Source organism: Pseudoduganella rhizocola (assembly GCF_045984285.3).
Taxonomy (GTDB): domain Bacteria; phylum Pseudomonadota; class Gammaproteobacteria; order Burkholderiales; family Burkholderiaceae_D; genus Rugamonas.
Genome location: NZ_JBJQIK030000011.1, coordinates 28,751 through 48,909 on the forward strand (window position 1 = coordinate 28,751; position 20,159 = coordinate 48,909).

General features: G+C 62.8%; 19 protein-coding genes. 15 read left to right on the forward strand and 4 right to left on the reverse strand.

The genetic code is table 11. The features are described from left to right. Positions 1–7 precede the first annotated feature (7 nt). The 7 genes from infA to rplQ all read left to right on the forward strand — a co-directional run bounded on the left by infA (position 8) and on the right by rplQ (position 3,601). Positions 8–226 carry a translation initiation factor IF-1 gene (gene infA / locus ACJRPG_RS20790; RefSeq protein WP_005663428.1) on the forward strand — a complete coding sequence of 73 codons (219 nt, stop codon included), beginning with the start codon at positions 8–10 and terminating at the stop codon, positions 224–226. Positions 227–259: 33 nt separating this feature from the next. Further along, complete coding sequence (gene rpmJ, locus ACJRPG_RS20795) at positions 260–373, forward strand: 50S ribosomal protein L36 (protein ID WP_005663407.1); 114 nt, start codon at positions 260–262, stop codon at positions 371–373. Positions 374–387: 14 nt separating this feature from the next. After that, positions 388–753, forward strand: coding sequence for a 30S ribosomal protein S13 (gene rpsM, locus ACJRPG_RS20800; protein WP_093556901.1), 366 nt, complete (start codon positions 388–390; stop codon positions 751–753). A 13-nt stretch (positions 754–766) separates the two neighbouring features. After that, positions 767–1,171, forward strand: coding sequence for a 30S ribosomal protein S11 (gene rpsK, locus ACJRPG_RS20805; protein ID WP_028101645.1), 405 nt, complete (start codon positions 767–769; stop codon positions 1,169–1,171). 207 nt (positions 1,172–1,378) lie between these two features. Further along, complete coding sequence (rpsD, locus tag ACJRPG_RS20810) at positions 1,379–2,002, forward strand: 30S ribosomal protein S4 (RefSeq protein WP_408002013.1); 624 nt, start codon at positions 1,379–1,381, stop codon at positions 2,000–2,002. A 107-nt stretch (positions 2,003–2,109) separates the two neighbouring features. Next, on the forward strand, positions 2,110–3,087 hold the full coding sequence (locus ACJRPG_RS20815) for a DNA-directed RNA polymerase subunit alpha (RefSeq protein WP_231767633.1): 978 nt from the start codon (positions 2,110–2,112) through the stop codon (positions 3,085–3,087). Positions 3,088–3,205: 118 nt separating this feature from the next. Further along, positions 3,206–3,601 (forward strand): 50S ribosomal protein L17, encoded by a 396-nt coding sequence (gene rplQ, locus ACJRPG_RS20820; RefSeq protein ID WP_408002014.1) that lies wholly within the window; start codon positions 3,206–3,208, stop codon positions 3,599–3,601. 44 nt (positions 3,602–3,645) lie between these two features. Here the strand turns inward: rplQ and ACJRPG_RS20825 are convergent, their stop codons facing one another. Beyond that, positions 3,646–5,244 carry a M20/M25/M40 family metallo-hydrolase gene (locus ACJRPG_RS20825; RefSeq protein ID WP_408002015.1) on the reverse strand — a complete coding sequence of 533 codons (1,599 nt, stop codon included), beginning with the start codon at positions 5,242–5,244 and terminating at the stop codon, positions 3,646–3,648. Between the two features lie 121 nt (positions 5,245–5,365). Here ACJRPG_RS20825 and dsbD point away from each other — a divergent pair, with 121 nt between their 5' ends. Continuing rightward, positions 5,366–7,198, forward strand: coding sequence for a protein-disulfide reductase DsbD (gene dsbD, locus ACJRPG_RS20830; RefSeq protein ID WP_408002016.1), 1,833 nt, complete (start codon positions 5,366–5,368; stop codon positions 7,196–7,198). A gap of 83 nt (positions 7,199–7,281) precedes the next feature. Here the strand turns inward: dsbD and ACJRPG_RS20835 are convergent, their stop codons facing one another. Further along, complete coding sequence (locus ACJRPG_RS20835) at positions 7,282–7,767, reverse strand: Spy/CpxP family protein refolding chaperone (RefSeq protein WP_408002017.1); 486 nt, start codon at positions 7,765–7,767, stop codon at positions 7,282–7,284. A gap of 205 nt (positions 7,768–7,972) precedes the next feature. Here ACJRPG_RS20835 and ACJRPG_RS20840 point away from each other — a divergent pair, with 205 nt between their 5' ends. The 5 genes from ACJRPG_RS20840 (at position 7,973) to ACJRPG_RS20860 (ending at position 15,410) form a co-directional block, all read left to right on the forward strand. After that, positions 7,973–8,698 (forward strand): response regulator, encoded by a 726-nt coding sequence (locus tag ACJRPG_RS20840; RefSeq protein ID WP_408002018.1) that lies wholly within the window; start codon positions 7,973–7,975, stop codon positions 8,696–8,698. Next, positions 8,695–10,047 (forward strand): ATP-binding protein, encoded by a 1,353-nt coding sequence (locus ACJRPG_RS20845; RefSeq protein WP_408002019.1) that lies wholly within the window; start codon positions 8,695–8,697, stop codon positions 10,045–10,047. Before ACJRPG_RS20840 ends, ACJRPG_RS20845 begins: the two co-directional genes overlap by 4 nt. Before the next feature lie 25 nt (positions 10,048–10,072). Next, complete coding sequence (locus ACJRPG_RS20850; RefSeq protein ID WP_408002020.1) at positions 10,073–11,233, forward strand: efflux RND transporter periplasmic adaptor subunit; 1,161 nt, start codon at positions 10,073–10,075, stop codon at positions 11,231–11,233. Beyond that, a complete protein-coding gene (locus ACJRPG_RS20855) occupies positions 11,230–14,367 on the forward strand; it encodes an efflux RND transporter permease subunit (RefSeq protein WP_408002021.1) in 3,138 nt (1,045 codons plus the stop codon). Before ACJRPG_RS20850 ends, ACJRPG_RS20855 begins: the two co-directional genes overlap by 4 nt. A gap of 125 nt (positions 14,368–14,492) precedes the next feature. Beyond that, positions 14,493–15,410 (forward strand): flagellar biosynthesis protein FlhF, encoded by a 918-nt coding sequence (locus ACJRPG_RS20860; protein ID WP_408002022.1) that lies wholly within the window; start codon positions 14,493–14,495, stop codon positions 15,408–15,410. Between the two features lie 63 nt (positions 15,411–15,473). On the opposite strand, the gene hemB is transcribed toward ACJRPG_RS20860, so the two are convergent. Beyond that, complete coding sequence (hemB, locus tag ACJRPG_RS20865) at positions 15,474–16,478, reverse strand: porphobilinogen synthase (RefSeq protein WP_408002023.1); 1,005 nt, start codon at positions 16,476–16,478, stop codon at positions 15,474–15,476. Beyond that, the gene (yihA, locus tag ACJRPG_RS20870; RefSeq protein WP_408002024.1) at positions 16,475–17,176 is read right to left on the reverse strand and encodes a ribosome biogenesis GTP-binding protein YihA/YsxC; all 702 of its coding nucleotides are present in this window, start codon (positions 17,174–17,176) and stop codon (positions 16,475–16,477) included. Before yihA ends, hemB begins: the two co-directional genes overlap by 4 nt. 139 nt (positions 17,177–17,315) lie before the next feature. Here yihA and ACJRPG_RS20875 point away from each other — a divergent pair, with 139 nt between their 5' ends. Beyond that, entirely contained in the window at positions 17,316–17,978 is a 663-nt protein-coding gene (locus tag ACJRPG_RS20875) for a c-type cytochrome (RefSeq protein WP_408002025.1), read from the forward strand. 95 nt (positions 17,979–18,073) lie between these two features. Beyond that, positions 18,074–20,149, forward strand: a complete 2,076-nt coding sequence (locus ACJRPG_RS20880; protein ID WP_408002026.1) for a cytochrome c biogenesis protein ResB — start codon at positions 18,074–18,076, stop codon at positions 20,147–20,149. Positions 20,150–20,159: the final 10 nt, after the last annotated feature.

Sequence of the window (20,159 nt, forward strand, 5' to 3'; positions counted from 1 at the left end):
GCAGACTATGGCAAAAGACGACGTAATTCAGATGCAGGGTGAGATTCTGGAGAATCTCCCGAACGCAACATTTCGAGTAAAGCTGGAAAACGGCCACGTGGTACTCGGCCACATTTCGGGTAAAATGCGGATGAACTATATCCGCATTCTCCCTGGCGACAAGGTGACGGTGGAGTTGACCCCGTATGACCTGTCCCGGGCCCGCATTGTGTTCCGGACCAAGTAATTTTAAGTAATCGAACCAAGAAGAGAGTGCAAAATGAAAGTTAATGCTTCAGTCAAGCGGATCTGCCGCAACTGCAAGATCATCAAGCGCAAAGGCGTCGTCCGCGTTATCTGCGTCGAGCCGCGTCACAAGCAGCGTCAAGGTTAATCGAGGAATAACGAATGGCACGTATTGCAGGGGTTAATATCCCAAATCATCAGCACACCGTGATCGGTCTGACCGCAATCTACGGCGTGGGCCGCCCACGCGCCCAGTTCATCTGCGCGCAAACCGGCGTTCCAACCAACAAGAAGATCAAGGATCTGGACGACAGCGAGCTGGAAAAGCTGCGTGACGAGATCGGCAAGTTCGTTGTAGAAGGCGACCTGCGCCGTGAACTGTCGATGAACATCAAGCGTCTGATGGACCTGGGTTGCTACCGTGGTATGCGTCACCGCAAGGGCCTGCCGGTCCGCGGCCAGCGTACCCGCACCAATGCCCGTACCCGCAAGGGCCCGCGCAAAGCCGCTCAATCGCTGAAGAAATAATTAGGGAACTACTATGGCTAAGCAACAAAGCAGCGCAGCAGCAGCCCGCGTGCGCAAGAAGGTCAAGAAGAACGTCGCTGAAGGTATCGCTCACGTTCACGCTTCCTTCAACAACACCATCATCACCATCACCGACCGTCAGGGCAATGCCCTGTCGTGGGCAACTTCGGGCGGCGCCGGCTTCAAGGGCTCCCGTAAGTCGACCCCGTTCGCAGCGCAGGTTGCGGCCGAAGCGGCTGGTAAAGTGGCGCAGGAATGCGGCGTGAAGAACCTGGAAGTGCGCATCAAGGGCCCAGGCCCTGGCCGCGAATCCGCAGTGCGCGCACTGAACAACCTGGGCATCAAGATCACCGAGATCCAGGACGTGACCCCAGTGCCGCACAACGGCTGCCGTCCTCCAAAGCGTCGCCGTATCTAAGATCCGCCGCCCGGCAGCCGCTGGGCAGTGTTATCGCCGAAATTGCTGGAACAGTTAACCGGAAACGGTTATACTGTCCGGCTATTTTCGCCTTGTCCGCTCGCGGACTCGGCTTGTTGAGCCACCGTCTGGCTCGTTGAAGACCAGACTAGCGCCTGATGCCATCCCGATGGCACCGGGGCGTCATTTAATTTTAAGGAAATCACCGTGGCACGTTATATCGGACCAAAAGCAAAACTCTCCCGCCGTGAAGGCACCGACCTGTTCCTGAAGAGCGCCCGCCGCTCGCTGGATTCCAAGTGCAAACTGGACGTGAAGCCAGGCCAGCACGGCGTCAAATCCGGCGCCCGTACCTCGGACTACGGCAACCAGCTGCGTGAAAAGCAGAAAGTGAAGCGTATGTACGGCATCCTGGAACGCCAGTTCCGCCGCTACTTCGCCGAAGCGAACCGCCGCAAGGGCAACACCGGTGAAACCCTGCTGTCCCTGCTGGAAACCCGCCTGGACAACGTGGCCTACCGCATGGGCTTCGGCTCGACCCGCGCTGAAGCGCGCCAGCTGGTGTCCCACAAAGCCTTCACCGTGAACGGCAATGTCGTGAACATCGCTTCCTACGCTGTGAAGACCGGCGACGTGATCGCCGTGCGCGAAAAGGCCAAGAAGCAGACCCGTATCATCGAAGCGCTGTCGCTGGCTGAACAAGTCGGCATGCCTTCGTGGGTGTCGGTGGACTCCAAGAAAATGGAAGGCACCTTCAAGTCCCTGCCAGAGCGTAACGAAATCGCCAACGACGTCAACGAAGCGCTGATCGTCGAACTGTACTCGCGTTAATCCGCAGTAAGTAGTAACACCCGCCCACTCCGAGGAGTGGGCGTTTTCACTAATGCCATCAGCCTTATCGGTGTAACGAGCCGAGGGTAATGAAAAGGACATTTTCAATGCAAAACAGTCTGTTGAAGCCACGTATTATCGACGTTGAAACCCTGGGCGCCGGTCACGCTAAAGTCGTGATGGAGCCGTTCGAGCGCGGCTACGGCCACACTCTGGGCAACGCGCTGCGCCGCGTGCTGCTGTCTTCGATGATCGGCTACGCGCCGACCGAAGTGACCATCGCCGGTGTCGTGCACGAGTACTCCTCGCTGGACGGCGTGCAGGAAGACGTGGTTGATCTGCTGCTGAACCTGAAGGGCGTGGTCTTCAAAGTCCACAACCGTGATTCCGTCACCCTGACCCTGAAGAAGGAAGGCGAAGGCGCCGTGCTGGCGTCGGACATCGACCTGCCGCACGACGTGGAACTGATCAACCCGGATCACGTGATCGCCCACCTGACCGCCGGCGGCAAGCTGGACATGCAGATCAAGGTCGAAAAAGGCCGTGGCTATGTGCCGGGCAATGTGCGCCGTCTGTCGGAAGACACCAACAAGACCATCGGCCGCATCATCCTGGACGCTTCGTTCTCGCCAGTGCGCCGCGTGTCCTACGCCGTGGAATCGGCCCGTGTGGAACAGCGTACCGACCTGGACAAGCTGATCATCAACATTGAAACCAATGGTGTGATCTCGCCGGAGGAAGCGATCCGTCAATCGGCCCGCGTGCTGGTGGACCAGCTGAACGTGTTCGCCGCCCTGGAAGGCACCGAAGCCGCCGCGGAAGCGCCATCGCGCGCACCGCTGGTCGATCCGATCCTGCTGCGTCCGGTGGACGACCTGGAACTGACCGTCCGTTCGGCCAACTGCCTGAAAGCAGAAAACATCTACTACATCGGCGACCTGATCCAGCGTTCGGAAAACGAGCTGCTGAAGACCCCGAACCTGGGCCGCAAGTCGCTGAACGAGATCAAGGAAGTGCTGGCTTCCCGCGGCCTGACCCTGGGCATGAAGCTGGAAAACTGGCCGCCTGCCGGCCTGGAGAAGTAATTGCAGTACCCGTCCGGCGCACTGTCGCGCCGGGCGTTTTAACCCTTAAGAACCGGACCGCGCTCTGCTTGCGCTTAGCGATCGAAGATCTGGAATATAAACACCGAAAGGAAATACCATGCGTCACCGTCACGGCCTTCGTAAACTGAACCGTACCTCGTCCCACCGTCTGGCAATGCTGCGCAACATGACCGTTTCGCTGCTGCGTCACGAAGCGATCAAGACCACGCTGCCAAAGGCAAAAGAACTGCGCCGCGTGATCGAGCCGATCCTGACCCTGGGCAAGACCGACACCCTGGCCAACAAGCGCCTGGCTTTCTCCCGTCTGCGCGACCGCGAGATGGTTCTGAAGCTGTTCGCTGAACTGGGCCCACGCTACGCAAACCGCAACGGCGGCTACCTGCGTATCCTGAAAATGGGTTTCCGTCAGGGCGACAACGCGCCAATGGCTTACATCGAACTGCTGGACCGTCCAGAAGTCTCCGATGTGGACGCCGCTCCAACCGCTGAGTAATCAGCCGTTGAAGTAAGAAGAAAGCCGGGCTAGCCCGGCTTTTTTTATTTGGGGCGGAATTCGGAAGCCGCGTGCCACACCGGACGCGGACTGCCGCCCGCCAGGTCGTAGCCGACCTGGAACAGCAGCTGCACATCCTGCAGGCCGCCGCTGAAGTCCCAGTCGGCGCGGTAGTCGTCGGAAGCCTTGTGGTAGTCCTGGGTGTAGTAGTGGTTCACCACCTTTTCCGCATAGCCTTCCGGCTTGTCCAGGTAGCCTGAACGCGCCTTGGTGTAGAGCACCGGCACGCCCACGCGCGCAAACTCCAACTGGTCCGCGCGATAGAAGCTGCCCAGTTCCGGCCGCGAGTCCGGCGCCACGCTGCGGCCCTGCAGCCGGGCATACTTCTCCAGCAAGCTGTCGATGCTCGAATGCCCCGAAGTCACGTGTTCGATAGCAGCGGTGCGGCCCCAGGCATTGATGCCGTCGATATTGATATCGGCCACCGTGTCCTTCAGCGGGTAGAGCGGATGCGCCGCGTAGTACTTCGCGCCCAGCAGGCCGCGCTCCTCGGCCGTCGTCGCCAGGAACAGCACCGAGCGTTTGGGCGCAGGCTGGGCACGGAAGGCGCGCGCAATCTCCAGCAGCGCGGCCACGCCGGAAGCGTTGTCCAGCGCGCCGCGGTAGATCTTGCTGCCGTCCTTGCCGAGATGGTCCCAGTGGGCCGAATAGATCACGTATTCCTTCTTCAACTGCGGATCGCTGCCCTCGATCAGGCCCACCACATTATGCGAATCCAGCATGCGCTCCTGGTTATCCACTTCGAAGCTGGCCGTACCCTTCAGGCTCACCGGCCGGAAATCCTTCGACAGGGCTTGCTGCTTCAGCGCCGCAAAATCCATCCCGGCTGCTCCGAACATGGCCTTCGCCGCATCGAGGCGGATCCAGCCCGGCACCTCCGGCGCGTCCGGATCATCCCCGGTGCGCTTCAGGCTGAACTGTTCGCTGCCGAAGCTGCTGCGCACCACCTCGTAGGGGTAACCCGCCGGGCCGTCCTCGTGCACGATGAGCACGGCTGCAGCGCCTTTCCTGCGCGCGATCTCGTATTTGTATGTCCAGCGGCCGTAGTAGGTCATGGCCTTGCCGCGAAATAGCTTCTGGTCGTCCAGCGGCGGGTCGTTAATCAGCAGGATGACGGTCTTGCCGCGCACATCCACGTCCTTGAAGTCATCCCAGCCGTACTCGGGCGCCACCGCGCCGTAGCCGGCGAACACCAGCTCGGACGCCTTGATGCTTGCCTTGCGCGAGGGGCCCGTGGACGCCAGCACATAGTCGTCCAGCGGCTTCAGCGTCTGCTCCTTGCCGCCGATGTGGTAGCTTAAGCGGGTGGCGGGAATGCGGTGGCGCAGTGGCACAGCTTGCAGGTAGCTGCCGTCCGGATTGCCCGGCTTCAGGCCCAGTGCCCGGAACTGCTGCTCAAGGTAGGCGATGGCCAGCTTTTCGCCGGCGGAACCGGGGGCGCGGCCCTCCATCGCGTCGGACGCCAGCGTCTGGATATGGCTGCGGAACTGGGTGTCGGAAATGGCCGGGAGGGGCGCCTGGCGGGCCTGCAGCGCAGGTGCGCTGAGGACGGACAGCAGAAGCAGGGCGGTTCGAAGTTTCAACGACGGCTCCTTGAGGTGGATTCCCGATTATAGACTGGGCAAATTGACCACCGGCAGCGGATGGAAGGCATGCCGGTGTACTATTCGTCTGCTTGCCACAATGCTCTGGAAGAATACTGTCATGTTCCGACTGTTTGCGCTGCTGTTCCTTGCGCTGCTTACCCTGTTGTCCCCAGCCCGGGCCGAGGACGAGTTCCTCGATCCTTCGGTCGCGTTCCGTTTCTCGGCCCGCATCGAGGGCGACAAGATCGCCGTCAACTTCAAGATCGCCGAAGGCTATTACATGTACCGCGAGCGCTTCGGCTTCTCAGCCGTGGGCGCCAAGCTGGGCACGCCGGAGATCCCGCCGGGCAAGGTGAAATATGACGAGACCTTTGCCAAGAATGTCGAAACCTACCGGCATGAACTCACCATCCTGATTCCTTTCGAAGCCAGCGGGCCGTTTACGCTGAAGGCGACCGGCCAGGGCTGTTCGGACAAGGGCCTGTGCTATTCGCCGCAGGACTATTCGGCTCAGCTGGGCGGCCTCGGCAGCGCGCCGCTAGCCGAAGGGGCGGCCGGCAAGGCCGGCGGCGGTATCGCGGGCCTGTTCGGCAGCGCGAGCACAGCGGCCATGAGCCGCCCGGGCTCCCCGGAGGCGGCCGTGCCAGGCAGCGATGCGCCCGCCGCCGTTCCGCCGGCGCAGGAAGCGCCCAGCGATATGGGCCGCATCGAATCCGCGCTCAAAAGCGGCCAACTTCTTGTTATTGCCCCCTTGTTCCTGCTGTGGGGCCTGGGCCTGGCCTTCACGCCCTGCGTGCTGCCGATGGTGCCCATCCTGTCCTCCATCATCGTGGGCGAAGGCGCCGGGTCCAGCCGCCGCCGCGGCCTGGTCCTGTCCGTCGCCTATTCGCTGGGCATGGCCATCGTGTACACGGCGCTGGGAGTTGCGGCCGGCCTGGTGGGCGAGGGCCTGGGCGCCGCGCTGCAGAAGCCCTTTGTGCTGGTCGCCTTCGGCCTGCTGATGGCTGGCCTGGCCATGTCCATGTTCGGCTTCTACGAGCTGCAGGTGCCGGCGGCCCTGCAAAGCCGCCTGACCACGGTATCGAACCGCCAGTCCTCCGGCCGCCTGGCGGGGGTATTCGCCATGGGCGCCATCTCCGCGCTGATCGTCGGCCCCTGCGTGGCGGCCCCGCTGGCCGGCGCCCTGGTCTACATCAGCCAGACGCGCGATGTGGTGGTGGGCGGCGGCGCCCTGTTCGCGATGGCGGTGGGCATGAGCGTGCCGCTGATCCTGGTCGGCGTGTCGGCCGGTTCCCTGCTGCCGCGCGCTGGCGCCTGGATGGATGCGGTAAAGCGTTTCTTCGGCGTGCTGCTGCTGGCGATGGCCTGGTGGCTGGTGGCGCCCGTGCTGCCGGCCGCGGTGCAGATGGCGGGCTGGGTGCTGCTCGGCGTGGGCTACGGCATGTATCTGCTGACCCGCCCCGGCCGCTGGCTGCAAAAAAGCGCCGGCCTGATTTTCGCCGCGCTCGGCATTATCCAGCTGGCAGGCCTGGCGACCGGCGGGCGCGATGCCTGGGCCCCGCTCGCCCACCTGGGCGTGGGCGCGGCAAATGCGCCGCTGCATTTCCAGCGCATCAAGACGGTGGACGACCTCGATAAAGTGCTGGCAAATACGCAAGGTAAAACAGTCATGCTCGATTTTTATGCCGACTGGTGCGTATCGTGCAAGGAAATGGAGAAATTCACCTTTATCGATCCGCGCGTAAAAACCGCGCTGGCAAATACCATTACCCTGCAGGTGGATGTGACGGCAAATGATGAATACGATAAGGCCATGCTGAAACGGTTCCGCCTGTTTGGCCCGCCGGGTATTATCTTCTTCGATAAAAACGGCAATGAAATTGCCGATTCGCGGGTAATCGGATTCCAGGACAAGGACAAATTCCTGGTTTCACTCGGGAAGTTGCAATAGAAAAAAAGGACGCCCCGGGGCGTCCCTTTTTTTCGCTCGCGCTGCGCTGATTTCTGGCGCTTACGCGCCAGAAGGTGGCATGATTACTGCTGGCGGTGATGGCGCATCATGCCGCGATGCCCGTGGCCACGGCCTTTGCGGGCCGTTGCCTCGTCGAAGGTCTTCTGCTGTTCCGGCGTCAGCGCAGCGTAGAAGGTCTTCAGGGCAGCGAGGCGGGTTTCCTGGTGCTGGACACGCAGCTTCGAGAATTCCAGCATCTTTTCCGCACGCTGCGGGGCGTTCAGCGCCTTGAAATCAACACGCTCGGCACGGCCGGCCGGGTGGCTGGGCCGGATGGCGGCCATATAGTTATTCCAGGCCGTTTCCTGCGATGCATTCAGTTTCAGCGCATCGTGCAGTTTCTGCTGGCGCGCGGCGCGCTTTTCAGCAAATTTGGCGGGATCGAATTTGGTGTCCGTATAAGCATGGCGTGGTTTGGCGGCGGTATCCTGTGCATGCGCCGAGAAGGCGGCGCTGCCCATGCCGATAACGGTCATGCCGATAATGAAGCTTTTACGCAGGGTATTCATGGATATTCCTTCCAGAGTGGTTGACTAAATATGTGCATCGAAAGTCGAACGCACTGCACATGGGAATCATCTTCTCAACGCAGTGTTTCGAATGCGTGTCCCCTGCCGCGCATTTTGTATCCAGTTGTTTCGTTTTTCGGCGCATATACAAGACGATACAAACTGTCATTGGTCTTCGGTCCGGGAACTAAGGATAATTGAGCTTATGGAACCTACATCTAGCATCCTGATCGTCGATGACGACCGCGATATCCGGACGCTGCTGGCCGACTACCTCGAGACCAACGGCTATCGCACCTATGGCGCCGCCGATGGCACCGGCATGTGGAAGCTGCTGGACGAAGCGCGCCCGGACCTGATCGTGCTCGACCTGAACATGCCCGGCGAAGACGGGCTCACCCTGTGCCGCAAGCTGCGCGCCCACTCCACGCTGCCGGTCATCATGCTGACCGCCCGCAGCGAGCCGCTGGACCGCATCCTGGGCCTGGAAATGGGCGCGGACGACTACCTGCCCAAGCCCTTCGAGCCGCGCGAGCTGCTGGCCCGCATCCGCAGCGTGCTGCGGCGCAGCCATAATGCCGCCGCCAATGCCGCCGACAAGGCTTCGCTGATCCGATTCTCCGGCTGGACGCTGGACCTCACGGCGCGCCACCTGCTGAATCCGGACGGCGTGGTGATCATGCTGTCCGGCGCCGAGTTCCGCCTGCTCAAGGTCTTCCTCGAGCACCCGAACCGCGTGCTGAACCGCGACCAGCTGCTGAACCTCACCCAGGGCCGCGACGCCGACCCCTTCGACCGTTCGATCGACATCCAGATCAGCCGCCTGCGCCAGAAGCTGGGCGAAGACGCGCGCCTGCCGCAGATCATCAAGACCGTGCGTAACGGCGGCTACGTGCTGGCCGGATCCGTTTCCGTGGAGTCGGCGCCGTGAAGGCATTCTGGAATTCGATGACGGGCCGCGTGTTCGTCGTCCTGATGCTGGGCATCATCGCATCATGGGCGCTGACGCAATGGCTTGCCGTCAACGAACGCCAGCGCACCATCGAGCGTTACCGCGATTTCCATGCGCTGGAACGCTCGGAGCAGATCATTACGACGGCGGACGTGGTCCGCCCCGAATCGCGCCGCCAGTACCTGCGCGTGGCCAGCAAGGGCAGCGTGCGCCTGGAGCTGTCCGACGAAACCCGCGCCACGCCGTTGCCGGCCACCGAGTTCTCCAGCGCGCTGGCGGCCCGCCTCGGCCGCGAATACGCGGTAACGCCGCTCGCCGACCGGCCCCAGGAATGCGACCAGCCGCGCCCCGGATCGATTTTCGGCCCCAGCATCTGGCGCGGCACCTGCGAATCCATGAATGTGATGATGACGGACGGCCAGATGCTCAAGCTGTCCATCCTGCCGCCGCGCGCGCCGCCGCCGGCCGGGCATAACGAGTACCTGGTCTTCCTGCCGGCTCTGCTGTGCATAGCCATCCTGGCCTACTTCGTGGCGCGCATGGCCATGCGGCCGATGAAGCAGCTGGCACAGGCTGCGAAGGACCTGGGCAACGACATCAACCACGCGCCGCTGGAGCTGAAGGGCACCAGCGAGATACGCCAGGCCAGCGCCGCCTTCAACGCGATGCAGGCGCGCATCCGCCAGCACATTGCCCAGCGCACGGAAATGCTGGCCGCCATCACGCACGACCTGCAGACGCCGCTGACCCGCATTCGCCTGCGCCTGGAAAAAGTGAACGACGAAGACCTGCAGCAGAAGCTGCTGGGCGACCTGTCGGCCATGCAGCAGATGGTGCGCGAAGGCCTGGACCTGGCGCGCAGCATGGACACCACGGGCGCCATGCAGAAGCTGGACCTCGATTCCCTGCTGGACAGCGTGTGCTCCGATGCCGCCGATGCCGGCCAGGAAGTGGAACTGCAGGGCCGCGCCGCGATGGCCCTGATGGGCCGGCCGATGGATATCCGCCGCTGCCTGGTCAACCTGATCGACAACGCCGTCAAATACGGCCACCGCGCCCAGGTCACGGTGGAGCGCCTGGCCGGCGCCGCGCGCATCCGCATCCGCGACAACGGCCCCGGCATTCCGGCCGACCAGCTGGCGCGTGTGTTCGAACCGTTTTACCGCCTCGAAAGCTCGCGTTCGCGCGAATCGGGCGGCACTGGACTGGGGCTGACCATCGCCCGCAACATCGCCGAGCAGCACGGCGCCACGCTCAGCCTGGCCAACCAGGAAGGCGGCGGACTGGAAGCCACGCTGCTGGTGCCGGAATACTATGCAGGTAAATAATTAACAAAATAATGAAGTCGTCCGAATGAAAAAGAAAACTTTGGGAGTACTGATTGGTGCTGTAGTGATTGTTGCTGCGGGCGCATGGCATTTCACGAAAGCACCGGCCGAGGCGCATAACGGCCCAGGCCAGGGCGGCAAGGGCGGCGGCCAGGGGCCAACCGTGGTCAATGTGATTGCCCCGAAACGGCAGGACGTGCCGGTGATCCTGCAGGCCAACGGCACCGTGAGCCCGATCAGCACCGTGGACCTGCATCCGCAAACCACCAGCACCATCGTCAAGGTGCATGTGAAGGAAGGGCAGTTCGTCAAGGAAGGGGAGCTTATGTTCTCGCTGGACAGCCGCAGCGAATCGGCTAACCTGCAGAAGGCGGAAGCCCAGGTGGCGCGCGACCGCGCGAACCTGGCCGACCTGGAGCGGCAGTACAAGCGCAGCATGGAGCTGCTGGCCCAGAAATTCATCGCCCAGGGCGCCGTCGATACGCTGAAGAGCCAGGTGGATGCGGCCCGCGCCCTGCTGGAATCGGATATCGCCGCCGCCCGCGCGGTGAAGGTGGACCAGAGCTATACGACCATCCGCGCCCCGATGTCGGGCCGGGTGGGCGGCATCAATGTGTATCCGGGCAGCCTGGTGCAGATTTCCACCTCGCTGACCACGATTACGCAGCTGAACCCGATCAACGTCGCGTTCACGCTGCCGGAAAACAGCCTGGCCGCGCTGCTCGATGCCCAGCGCGCCGGCAAGGTGCCGGTGCAGGTGTTCCAGAACAATTCGGACCAGCCGATCGACGGCCACCTGAGCTTCATCGACAACACGGTGGACCCGGTGGCCGGCGTGATCCGCGTGAAAGCGCAGTTCGACAACAAGGATACGCGCCTGTGGCCCGGCCAGTATGTGAATACGAAGCTGACGGTGCAGACGCTGAAGGATGCCGTGGTGGTGCCGCAGAACGCCATCATCAGCAATACGCGCGGCACCTTCGTGTACACGGTGGCGGAAGACAAGACCGCAGCCGTCAGGAATGTGACGCGTCTCCACGCCTTCGGCACGGAAGCTGCCGTGGCGGGCCTGAAAGGCGATGAACGCGTGATCGTCGAAGGCAAGCAGAACCTGCGTCCGGGCGGCAAGGTTCAGGTTTCGGAAGGTCCGCACGGCGCGGGCAAACAGAAAGGCAAGGCTTCATGAATCTTTCCGAGCTGAGTATCCGGCGCCCCGTGATGGTGGTGCTGCTCTCGCTGAGCGTGATTCTCGCGGGGGTGCTGGCTTACGCCCACATTCCGGTGGCTGCGCTGCCGAGCTATAACACGCCGGTGATCAACGTCGGCGCGGACCTGCCGGGCGCGAGTCCGGAAACCATGGCCTCCTCGGTCGCGCTGCCGCTGGAAAAGCAGTTCGCGACCATCGCCGGCCTGACCATGATTACCTCCACCAGCACGCAGGGCAGCACCTCGCTGACGCTGGAATTCGATCCGAGCATCGATGTGGACCAGGTAGCGGTGGATGTGCAGGCCGCGCTGCTGCGCGCCCAGCGCCAGCTGCCGCAGGAGATGACGGACCTGCCGTCCTACCGCAAGGTGAACCCGGCCGACGCGCCGGTGCTGTTCATCCAGATGACCTCGCCGTCGCTGACCTTGTCCGAGCTGAACGACTACGCCGAGAACCTGATCGCGCCGAGCCTGTCTACCCTGCCGGGCGTGGCCCAGGTCTCGGTCAACGGCCAGAAGCGCTTTGCGGTGCGGGTGCGTGTGAAGTCCGACCTGCTGAATGCACGCAATATGACGCTGGATGAGCTGCAGCAGGCCATCCGCTCCGCCAACGCCAACACGCCGCTGGGCATCCTCGACGGCCCGGACCAGACCTTGACCATCCAGGGCAATGCCCAGCTGATGCGTGCAGCGGAATTCCAGGAGCTGATCGTCGCCGTGCGCAACGGCGAACCGGTGCGCCTGAAGGACGTGGCCGTGGTGGAAGACAGCTTCCAGTCGGTGCGCAATATGGGCAGCTTCAACGGCGAGCGCTCGATTGCGCTGCTGGTGCAGCGCCAGCCGAACGCCAATACCGTGCAGGTGGTGGACGGCGTGCGCGCGCTGCTGCCGCGCTTCCGCGCCCAGCTGCCGGCCTCCATCAATATCGACCTGGTCAACGACCGCTCGAAATCGATCCGCGAAGCGATCCATGACGTGAACCTGACGCTGGCGCTGACCGTGGTGCTGGTGGTGATGGTGATCTTCCTCTTCCTGCGCCGCCTGGCCGCGACCTTTATTCCTGCGGTCACGTTGCCGATTTCCCTGATGGGTGCGCTGGCCCTGCTGTACGCTTTCGGCTACAGCCTGGATAACGTCTCCCTGCTCGGCATTACACTGGCCGTCGGCCTGGTGGTCGACGACGCCATCGTGGTGCTGGAAAATATCGTGCGCCATATCGAGGAAGGCAAGAAGCCGCTGCAGGCTGCGTTGATCGGTTCGCGCGAGATGGGCTTCACCATCATCTCGATTTCCGTGTCGCTGGTGGCGGTGTTTATCCCGATCTTCTTCATGCCGGGTGTAATCGGCCTGCTGTTCCACGAATTCGCCGTGGTGGTGGCGCTGGCCGTGCTGGTATCGGCCGTGGTGTCGCTGACCCTGGTGCCGATGCTGGCCTCGCGCTTCCTGCCGGCGCATGAGGAAGAAGTGCAGCGCAAGGAAGGCTTTGTCGGCCGCTACTTCGAAGCGGGCTTCACCAAACTGCGCAATGCCTATGCCAGCACGCTGGACATCGCACTGCGCCACCGCTTCGTGGTGCTCGCCATCGCCATCGGCAGCTTCGTGCTGACGGTGCTGATGTATTCCTCGATTCCGAAAGGCTTCTTCCCGGAGGAAGACCTGGGCCAGATCCGCGCCAGCTTCGAGGCGTCGGAAGATATCTCCTCGCTGGGCATGCAGAAGTTGCAGGAAAAGGTGGTGGACATCATCCGCGCCCATCCGGCCGTGCAGGACGTAACCTCCTTCAGCAATGGCGGCAATTCCGGCCGTTCCTTCATCGTGCTGAAGCCGCGCAGCGAGCGCGGCAAGATGCCGCAGGTGCTGGATGAGCTGCGCAAGGAAACGCGCAAGGTGGCGGGGGTGCAGGTCTTCCTGAGCCCGGTGCAGAACCTGCAACTGGGCGGCCGCCAGAGCAAGAGCCGCTACCAGTACACGCTGCAGTCGGTCAGCCCGGACGCGCTGGGCGACTGGGCCGAGAAATACCTGAACGCGATGCGCGCCGATCCCGACTTCCGCGACGTGACCAGCGATTCGCAGAACAAGGGCCTGCAGGCTTCGCTGCGCATCGACCGCGACAAGGCCAACAACCTGGGCGTGAAGATTTCCGATATCCGCACGGCGCTCTACCTCGCCTTCGGTGAACGCCAGGTATCGACCATCTATTCCTCGGCCGCCAGCTATTACGTGATCATGGAAGCGGCCGATGAGGACCGCCAGTTCGACGACGCGCTGACCAAGGTATCGGTGCGCAACAGCACTGGCGACCTGGTCAAGCTGTCCAGCTTTGCCACGGTGGAGCGCACGGTGGGGCCGACGGCCGTCAACCACCAGGGGCAGCTGCAGGCGATCACGCTGTCCTTCAACCTGGCGCCGGGCGTGCCGCTGGGGAATGCCACGGCCAAGATCGACGCCATGGGCGCCGAAATGGGCCTGCCGCCATCGATCATCACCAGCTACGGCGGCGATGCGGCCGTGTTCCAGAGCACGCAGGGCAACCAGCTGATCCTGATTGTGGCGGCGCTGGGCGTGATTTACGTGCTGCTGGGTGTGCTGTATGAAAGCTTCATCCACCCGCTGACCATTCTGGCCGGCCTGCCATCGGCCGCCGTGGGCGCGCTGCTGACGCTGTGGCTGTTCGACCTCGACCTGACCATGATTGCCATCATCGGCATCCTGATGCTGATCGGTATTGTGAAGAAGAATGCGATCATGATGATCGACTTCGCGCTGCAAGCGCAGCGCGAGCAGGGCATGAAGCCGGTGGATGCGATCCGCGAGGCCTGCGTGCTGCGCTTCCGCCCCATCATGATGACCACGCTGGCTGCGCTGATGGGCGCCTTGCCCATCGCGCTGGGCCTGGGCGCGGGCGCCGAGCTGCGCCAGCCGCTGGGCCTGGCGGTGTGCGGCGGCCTGATCTTCTCGCAGGTGATCACGCTCTACATTACGCCGGTGATCTACCTCTTCCTCGACCGCTGGAGCGGCAGCGGCCCGATGAACGACGCCGACCTGGACGAAACGGCGCCGCCACCAGAGAAACTGCCGGTCGAACTGAAAGCAGTCAATCTGTCCAAGCACTGATATCATGCGGCCGGAAGCGAAAGTTTCCGGCCGCGGCTCTTCGATACATACGGTAACATCCGTCAAGAGCGAGCTCTAGTAAGCTTTCATATCGCCGGTATTGCCGGTTTGTGCACAGAAACCCAGTGATCTTGTCCGAAATCAGCCACATCCACGCAGGTGACGACGTCTGCCCCACCTGTGGCCAGCGCCTGCCGCCGCCGGGCGGGCCGGTCCTCGAATACGGCTCGAACAAGCCGAACCGTATCGGTATTGCGGTCACGATCGCGCTGCACGTGGCGATTATCCTGTTGGTCATTATCAACCCCGGCCACATGATCCGGATGAAACCGCCCGCCAAAGAGGGCGAGATGGTCTATGTGGCGCCGCTGTCGCCCACGCCGAGCAAGCCGAAACCGGCGCCCACGCCGCGTCCGAAGGACACGCCGCAGAAGCGGGAAGTGGCCAGGGCGCTGCCGAAAGTGCTGCCGCGCACCAATAACGAAGCGATTACCGATCCGCGCAAGGTGCAGGTCGACCCCACGCCCGCGCGCGAGCTGACGCCGGCGCCGCAGCAGTTCCAGGACATGCAGGCCATGATCGAAGCGCGCCGCAAGAACCGCGGCGAGCAGCCGAACCAGTCGACGGATGCGTCGGTGGAAAGCGACGACGCGCGCGCCAAGCGCATCGCGCTGGCCAACATCATGGGCGCGCAGGGCCGCAGTGCGAATGGCGAGAAGGAAGACACGGGCGGCATCTTCGACGTGCAGAACAAGACCTTCTCCGGCGCCGACCTCAAATTCCGCGGCTGGAACACCAACTTCAAGCGCCGCTGGCTGACGCAGGTGCACGTGGAGACGGGCAGCGAGATCGACGTGGAAACGGCGGTGGCCAAGAAGATGATCGAGCTGATCCGCAAAGAAAAACCGGGCGACTTCGAATGGGAATCGCACCGCCTGCGGAAAGTGGTGCGCCTGAGCGCCCGTAAGGAAGACGAAGCCGAACTGCTCGCCTTCCTCATCAAGGAAATGTTCCCCAACTACATTAAACCCGCCGGCCGCTAACACTGACACCCTGGGGTCAGGCACCGGTTGTCAGCTGACAGGAGGGGGCCTGACCCCATGGTGTCAGGTGCGGAGCTTGCGGGCGATGTCGAGGGCGAAGTAGGTGAGGATGCCGTCGGCGCCGGCTCGCTTGAAGGCGAGCATCGATTCCATCATCACTTTGTCGTGGTCCAGCCAGCCGTTTTGCGCGGCGGCCTTGATCATCGCGTATTCGCCGCTGACCTGGTAGGCGAAGGTCGGCACCTTGAATTCATCCTTGACGCGGCGCACGATGTCCAGGTAGGGCATGCCGGGCTTGACCATCACCATGTCCGCGCCTTCGGCCAGGTCGGCCGCCACTTCGCGCAGCGCTTCGTTGCTGTTGGCAGGGTCCATCTGGTAGGTGGCCTTGTCGCTCTTGCCCAGGTTGGCCGCCGAGCCCACCGCGTCACGGAAGGGGCCGTAGAAGGCCGAGGCGTACTTCGCCGAGTAGGCCATGATGCGGGTGTGGATGAAGCCTTTTTCTTCCAGCGCATTACGGATGGCGCCGATGCGGCCGTCCATCATGTCCGACGGCGCCACCACGTCCACACCGGCCTCGGCCTGCGCCAGCGCCTGGCGGATCAGCATGGCCGTGGTCACGTCGTTCAGCACGTAGCCGTTTTCGTCGATCAGGCCGTCCTGGCCGTGGCTGGTGAACGGGTCCAGCGCCACGTCGGTCAGAATGCCGAGTTCGGGAAAGTTCTTCTTCAGCGCGCGCACGGCACGTGGCACCAGGCCGTCCGGATTGGTGGCTTCAATGCCGTCCGGCGTCTTCAGCGCAGCGTCGATCACCGGGAACAGCGCCAGCACCGGAATGCCCAGCTTGACGCACTCCTCAGCCACTTTCAGCAGCAGGTCCACCGACACGCGTTCCACGCCGGGCATGGACAGCACGGGCTCGCGCTTGTTTTCACCGTCGAGAATGAAGACCGGGTAGATCAGGTCGGATGCCGTGACGGCGTGCTCGCGCATCAGCGCGCGCGAGAAGGGATCGCGGCGCATGCGGCGCATGCGCAGGGCGGGGAAGGGGGCGTGGTGCGTCATCATGGTTCCTCAGGTTCGTCCGCCAGCGCGTCGCCGGCACCGCTCAGCCCCACGAGTTCTTCGATCTTCGCGGTCGCTTCTTCGATGCCGATGCGCTTCAGCGCGGAAAACAGTTGCACGGTGAAGGGGAAGCCTTCACCGTCTTCGTCCACGTAGCTGTCCAGCTTGGCCTGCGCCTGGCGCAGCACGTTGACGGATTCGTTGCGGTTGAGCTTGTCAACCTTGGTCAGGATGCAGTGGATCGGCTTGCCCGTCGGGGCAAACCATTCCAGCATCTGGATGTCGAGGTCGGTGAACGGGCGGCGCGCGTCCATGATCAGCACCAGGGCCGCCAGCTGTTCGCGGCGCTGCACGTAGTCGCCCAGCAGGCGCTGCCAGTGCAGTTTGGCGTCGCCGGACACCTCCGCGTAGCCGTAGCCCGGCAGGTCGGCCAGCAGGCACTGGATTTCGTCCACATTGGTCTCGTCCTTGCGGTGCATGGCCACATGGGCGCCGCCGATCGAGAAAAAGTTGATGTGCTGGGTGCGGCCCGGCGTTTTGGAGGCGAAAGCAAGGCCTTTCTGGTTGCACAGAATGTTGATGGCGGTCGATTTGCCTGCGTTGGAACGGCCCGCGAAGGCAATTTCAGGCACGGTGGTCCGGGGCAGGTCGCGCAGGTGATTAACAGTCGTGAAGAAGCGGGCTTGCCAGAGTTTGGACATGGAGATAAGCAGAAATTGCAACAAAAGGGGCGTTATGCCGTGGAAAGCTATTGTACAATAAGGGGTTACGAATTGTAGCCACGCCCCTATGGGCAGCCGCAATGACCTTACCTTTATTATTACTAGTCAGGGTGTCTGAATGAATCGTGCGTTTTCACCGTTTGTAAAATCCTTGTTCGTTGCAATGATGGCGGTTTCGGGCCTGGCGACTGCCGCTGAGCACGCTCCGGCAGCGGTCAAAGTGGATGCTGCCAAAGGCGCAACCCTGTACAACGATGGCGACAACGCACGCGGCCTGCCGGCCTGCGCATCCTGCCACGGCGCGTCGGGCAACTCGACCATCGCCGCCAATCCGAAACTGGCCGGCCAGAACGCCGTCTACCTGCACAAGCAGCTGGTGGAGTTCACGACCCCGCAGCGCCAGCAGCCGGTGATGAGCACCTACGCGAAGATGCTGACCGAAGAAGAAAAGCAGAACATCTCCGCTTACCTGGCCACCCAGACCCAGAAGCCTGGCGCCGCCAAGAACAAGGACACCATCGAGCTGGGCAAGAAGATCTACCGCGCCGGCATCGCTGAAAAGAACGTGCCTGCCTGCGCCAGCTGCCACGGCCCGGCCGGTAACGGCATGCCGACCCGCTATCCGCGCATCGGCGGCCAGCACCAGGATTACACCACCGCCCAGCTCGTAGCGTTCAAGGCCAACGGCCGCAAGAACAGCGCCGAGATGAGCACCATCGCCGCCCGCATGTCCGACGACGAAATGAAAGCCGTCGCCGACTACGTGGCTGGCTTGAAGTAATCTCTGAAGCAAAGGCGCCCGCAAGAGGCGCACGCATGGAAGTGAAAAGGGGCGGCCGCGCGAGCGGGCCGCCTTTTATTTTTCCGGATTGACGCATGAGCGAACCCAGCACCACCGGCATCCGCCTGAATACCCGCCGTCCCGCAGTCGATGAGGCTTTCGAGCTCTTGTCGTCGATGCGCTTTGCCATCGCATTGCTGGTCATGATCGCCATCTCGGCGATTATCGGCACCATCATGCAGCAAAACCGCGCAATGCCGGACTATATCAATCAGTTCGGCCCCTTCTGGTTCGAAGTGTTCGCCAAGCTGGGCCTCTACGCCGTGTACTCGGCCTGGTGGTTCCTGCTGATGATGGGCTTCCTCGTCGTGTCCACTTCGCTGTGCATCGTGCGCAATGCGCCGAAGATGATCAAGGATATGCGCAGCTGGAAGGAGAACGTGCGCGAGCAGTCGCTGCGCAACTTCCACCACAAGAACGAATGGCAGTCGCCGCTGGCGCGCAGCGCCATGGCGCAGCAGATGGCCACGCGCCTCTCGCATGCCGGCTACCAGGCGAAGATCGTCGAGAAGGATGGCGGCACGCTGGTGGCGGCCAAGCGCGGCGCGGCCAACAAGTTCGGCTATATCTTCGCGCACACGGCAATTGTGGTGATCTGCATCGGCGGCCTGCTGGATTCGGACATGCCGATCCGCATCCAGGAATGGTTCATGGGCAAGACGCCCTTCGCGGGCAGCGGCCTGATTTCCGATATCCCGGCACAGCACCGCCTCAGCGTCGGCAACCCCACCTTCCGCGCCAACAGCATGATTCCGGAAGGCGCGGCCAGCAATACGGCCGTGATTCCGCGCGCGGACGGCGTGCTGATCCAGGAACTGCCCTTCACCATCCAGCTGAACAAGTTCAACATCGACTTTTACAGCACCGGCATGCCCAAGCTGTTCGCCAGCGAAGTGACGGTGCGCGATAACGAAACGGGCCACACCTTCTCGTCGGTGATCGAAGTCAACAAGCCGCTGATCTACAAGGGCCTGGCGGTCTACCAGTCCAGCTTCGAAGACGGCGGCAGCAAACTCAAGCTGACGGGCTTCCCGATGGCCGGCCCGAAGGCGGACAAATTCGATATCAGCGGCGAAGTCGGCTCCTCGACCAAACTGAACGATGCCTACACGGTGGAGTGGAGCGATTTCCGCCCCTTCAACGTCGAGAACCTGGCCGGCGAGGACGCGCGCGCCGTGAAGAAGGGCGAGAACCTGAACGAAGCGCTGTCGAAGCAGCTGGGCTCGGCCGCCAAGAACGCCAACAACAAAGACCTGAAGAACGTGGGCCCCAGCGTGCAGTACAAGCTGCGCGACGCCACCGGCCAGGCCCGCGAATACCAGAACTATATGCAGCCGGTAACGGTCGACGGCGCAACCGTCTTCCTGGCCGGCGTGCGCAGCAATCCGGGCGAGCCTTTCAGCTATCTGCGTATTCCGGCCGACGACGAATACAGCGTGCGCGACTGGATGCGCCTGCGCGCCGCCCTCAACGATCCGCAACTGCGCGCCAAGGCCGCCGCAGCGTACGCGCGCCGCGCCATGCCGGCCGGCGGCAATGCGGTGCAGATGCAGACCCAGCTGGAACAGTCCTCGCTGAAGAGCCTGGAAATTTTCGCGGGCGATGAAAAATCGGCCGGCTTCGTCGCCGTCACCGACTTCCTGCGCAAGGTGCCGGAAGGGGAACAGGCCAAGGCCGCCGATATCTTCATGAAGATCCTGAACGGCACGCTGTGGGAGCTGTGGCAGGTGACGCGCGAGCAGGCCGGCCTGCCTGCCGTGGACGGCGACGAGAAGCACGCCCGCTTCCTGCAGCTGGCCACCAATGCGCTGGCGGACAGCTTCTTCTACAAGGCGCCGGTCTACCTGCAGCTGGATGACTATACGCAGGTGAAAGCCTCGGTCTTCCAGGTAACGCGCTCGCCGGGCAAGGCCGTGGTCTACCTCGGCTGCACCTTCCTGGTGCTGGGGGTGTTCGCCATGTTCTACATCCGCGAGCGCCGCCTGTGGATCTGGCTGCGCGATGACGAACAGGGCACCCATGCGCTGATGGCCATGAGCACCCAGCGCAAGACCCTGGATTTCGACAAAGAATTCAACGATTTAAAGGAAAAGCTGCCGCAATCGGCGTAAGCTGTTGCCG

Excerpts from the sequence above, each read along its gene's own strand:
- infA (WP_005663428.1), top strand. The coding sequence starts at position 8 with ATGGCAAAAGACGACGTAATTCAGATGCAGGGTGAGATTCTGGAGAAT.
- rpmJ (WP_005663407.1), top strand. The coding sequence starts at position 260 with ATGAAAGTTAATGCTTCAGTCAAGCGGATCTGCCGCAACTGCAAGATC.
- rpsM (WP_093556901.1), top strand. The coding sequence starts at position 388 with ATGGCACGTATTGCAGGGGTTAATATCCCAAATCATCAGCACACCGTG.
- rpsK (WP_028101645.1), top strand. The coding sequence starts at position 767 with ATGGCTAAGCAACAAAGCAGCGCAGCAGCAGCCCGCGTGCGCAAGAAG.
- ACJRPG_RS20815 (WP_231767633.1), top strand. The coding sequence starts at position 2,110 with ATGCAAAACAGTCTGTTGAAGCCACGTATTATCGACGTTGAAACCCTG.
- rplQ (WP_408002014.1), top strand. The coding sequence starts at position 3,206 with ATGCGTCACCGTCACGGCCTTCGTAAACTGAACCGTACCTCGTCCCAC.
- dsbD (WP_408002016.1), top strand. The coding sequence starts at position 5,366 with ATGTTCCGACTGTTTGCGCTGCTGTTCCTTGCGCTGCTTACCCTGTTG.
- ACJRPG_RS20835 (WP_408002017.1), bottom strand. The coding sequence starts at position 7,767 with ATGAATACCCTGCGTAAAAGCTTCATTATCGGCATGACCGTTATCGGC.
- ACJRPG_RS20840 (WP_408002018.1), top strand. The coding sequence starts at position 7,973 with ATGGAACCTACATCTAGCATCCTGATCGTCGATGACGACCGCGATATC.
- ACJRPG_RS20850 (WP_408002020.1), top strand. The coding sequence starts at position 10,073 with ATGAAAAAGAAAACTTTGGGAGTACTGATTGGTGCTGTAGTGATTGTT.
- ACJRPG_RS20855 (WP_408002021.1), top strand. The coding sequence starts at position 11,230 with ATGAATCTTTCCGAGCTGAGTATCCGGCGCCCCGTGATGGTGGTGCTG.
- hemB (WP_408002023.1), bottom strand. The coding sequence starts at position 16,478 with ATGATGACGCACCACGCCCCCTTCCCCGCCCTGCGCATGCGCCGCATG.
- yihA (WP_408002024.1), bottom strand. The coding sequence starts at position 17,176 with ATGTCCAAACTCTGGCAAGCCCGCTTCTTCACGACTGTTAATCACCTG.
- ACJRPG_RS20875 (WP_408002025.1), top strand. The coding sequence starts at position 17,316 with ATGAATCGTGCGTTTTCACCGTTTGTAAAATCCTTGTTCGTTGCAATG.
- ACJRPG_RS20880 (WP_408002026.1), top strand. The coding sequence starts at position 18,074 with ATGAGCGAACCCAGCACCACCGGCATCCGCCTGAATACCCGCCGTCCC.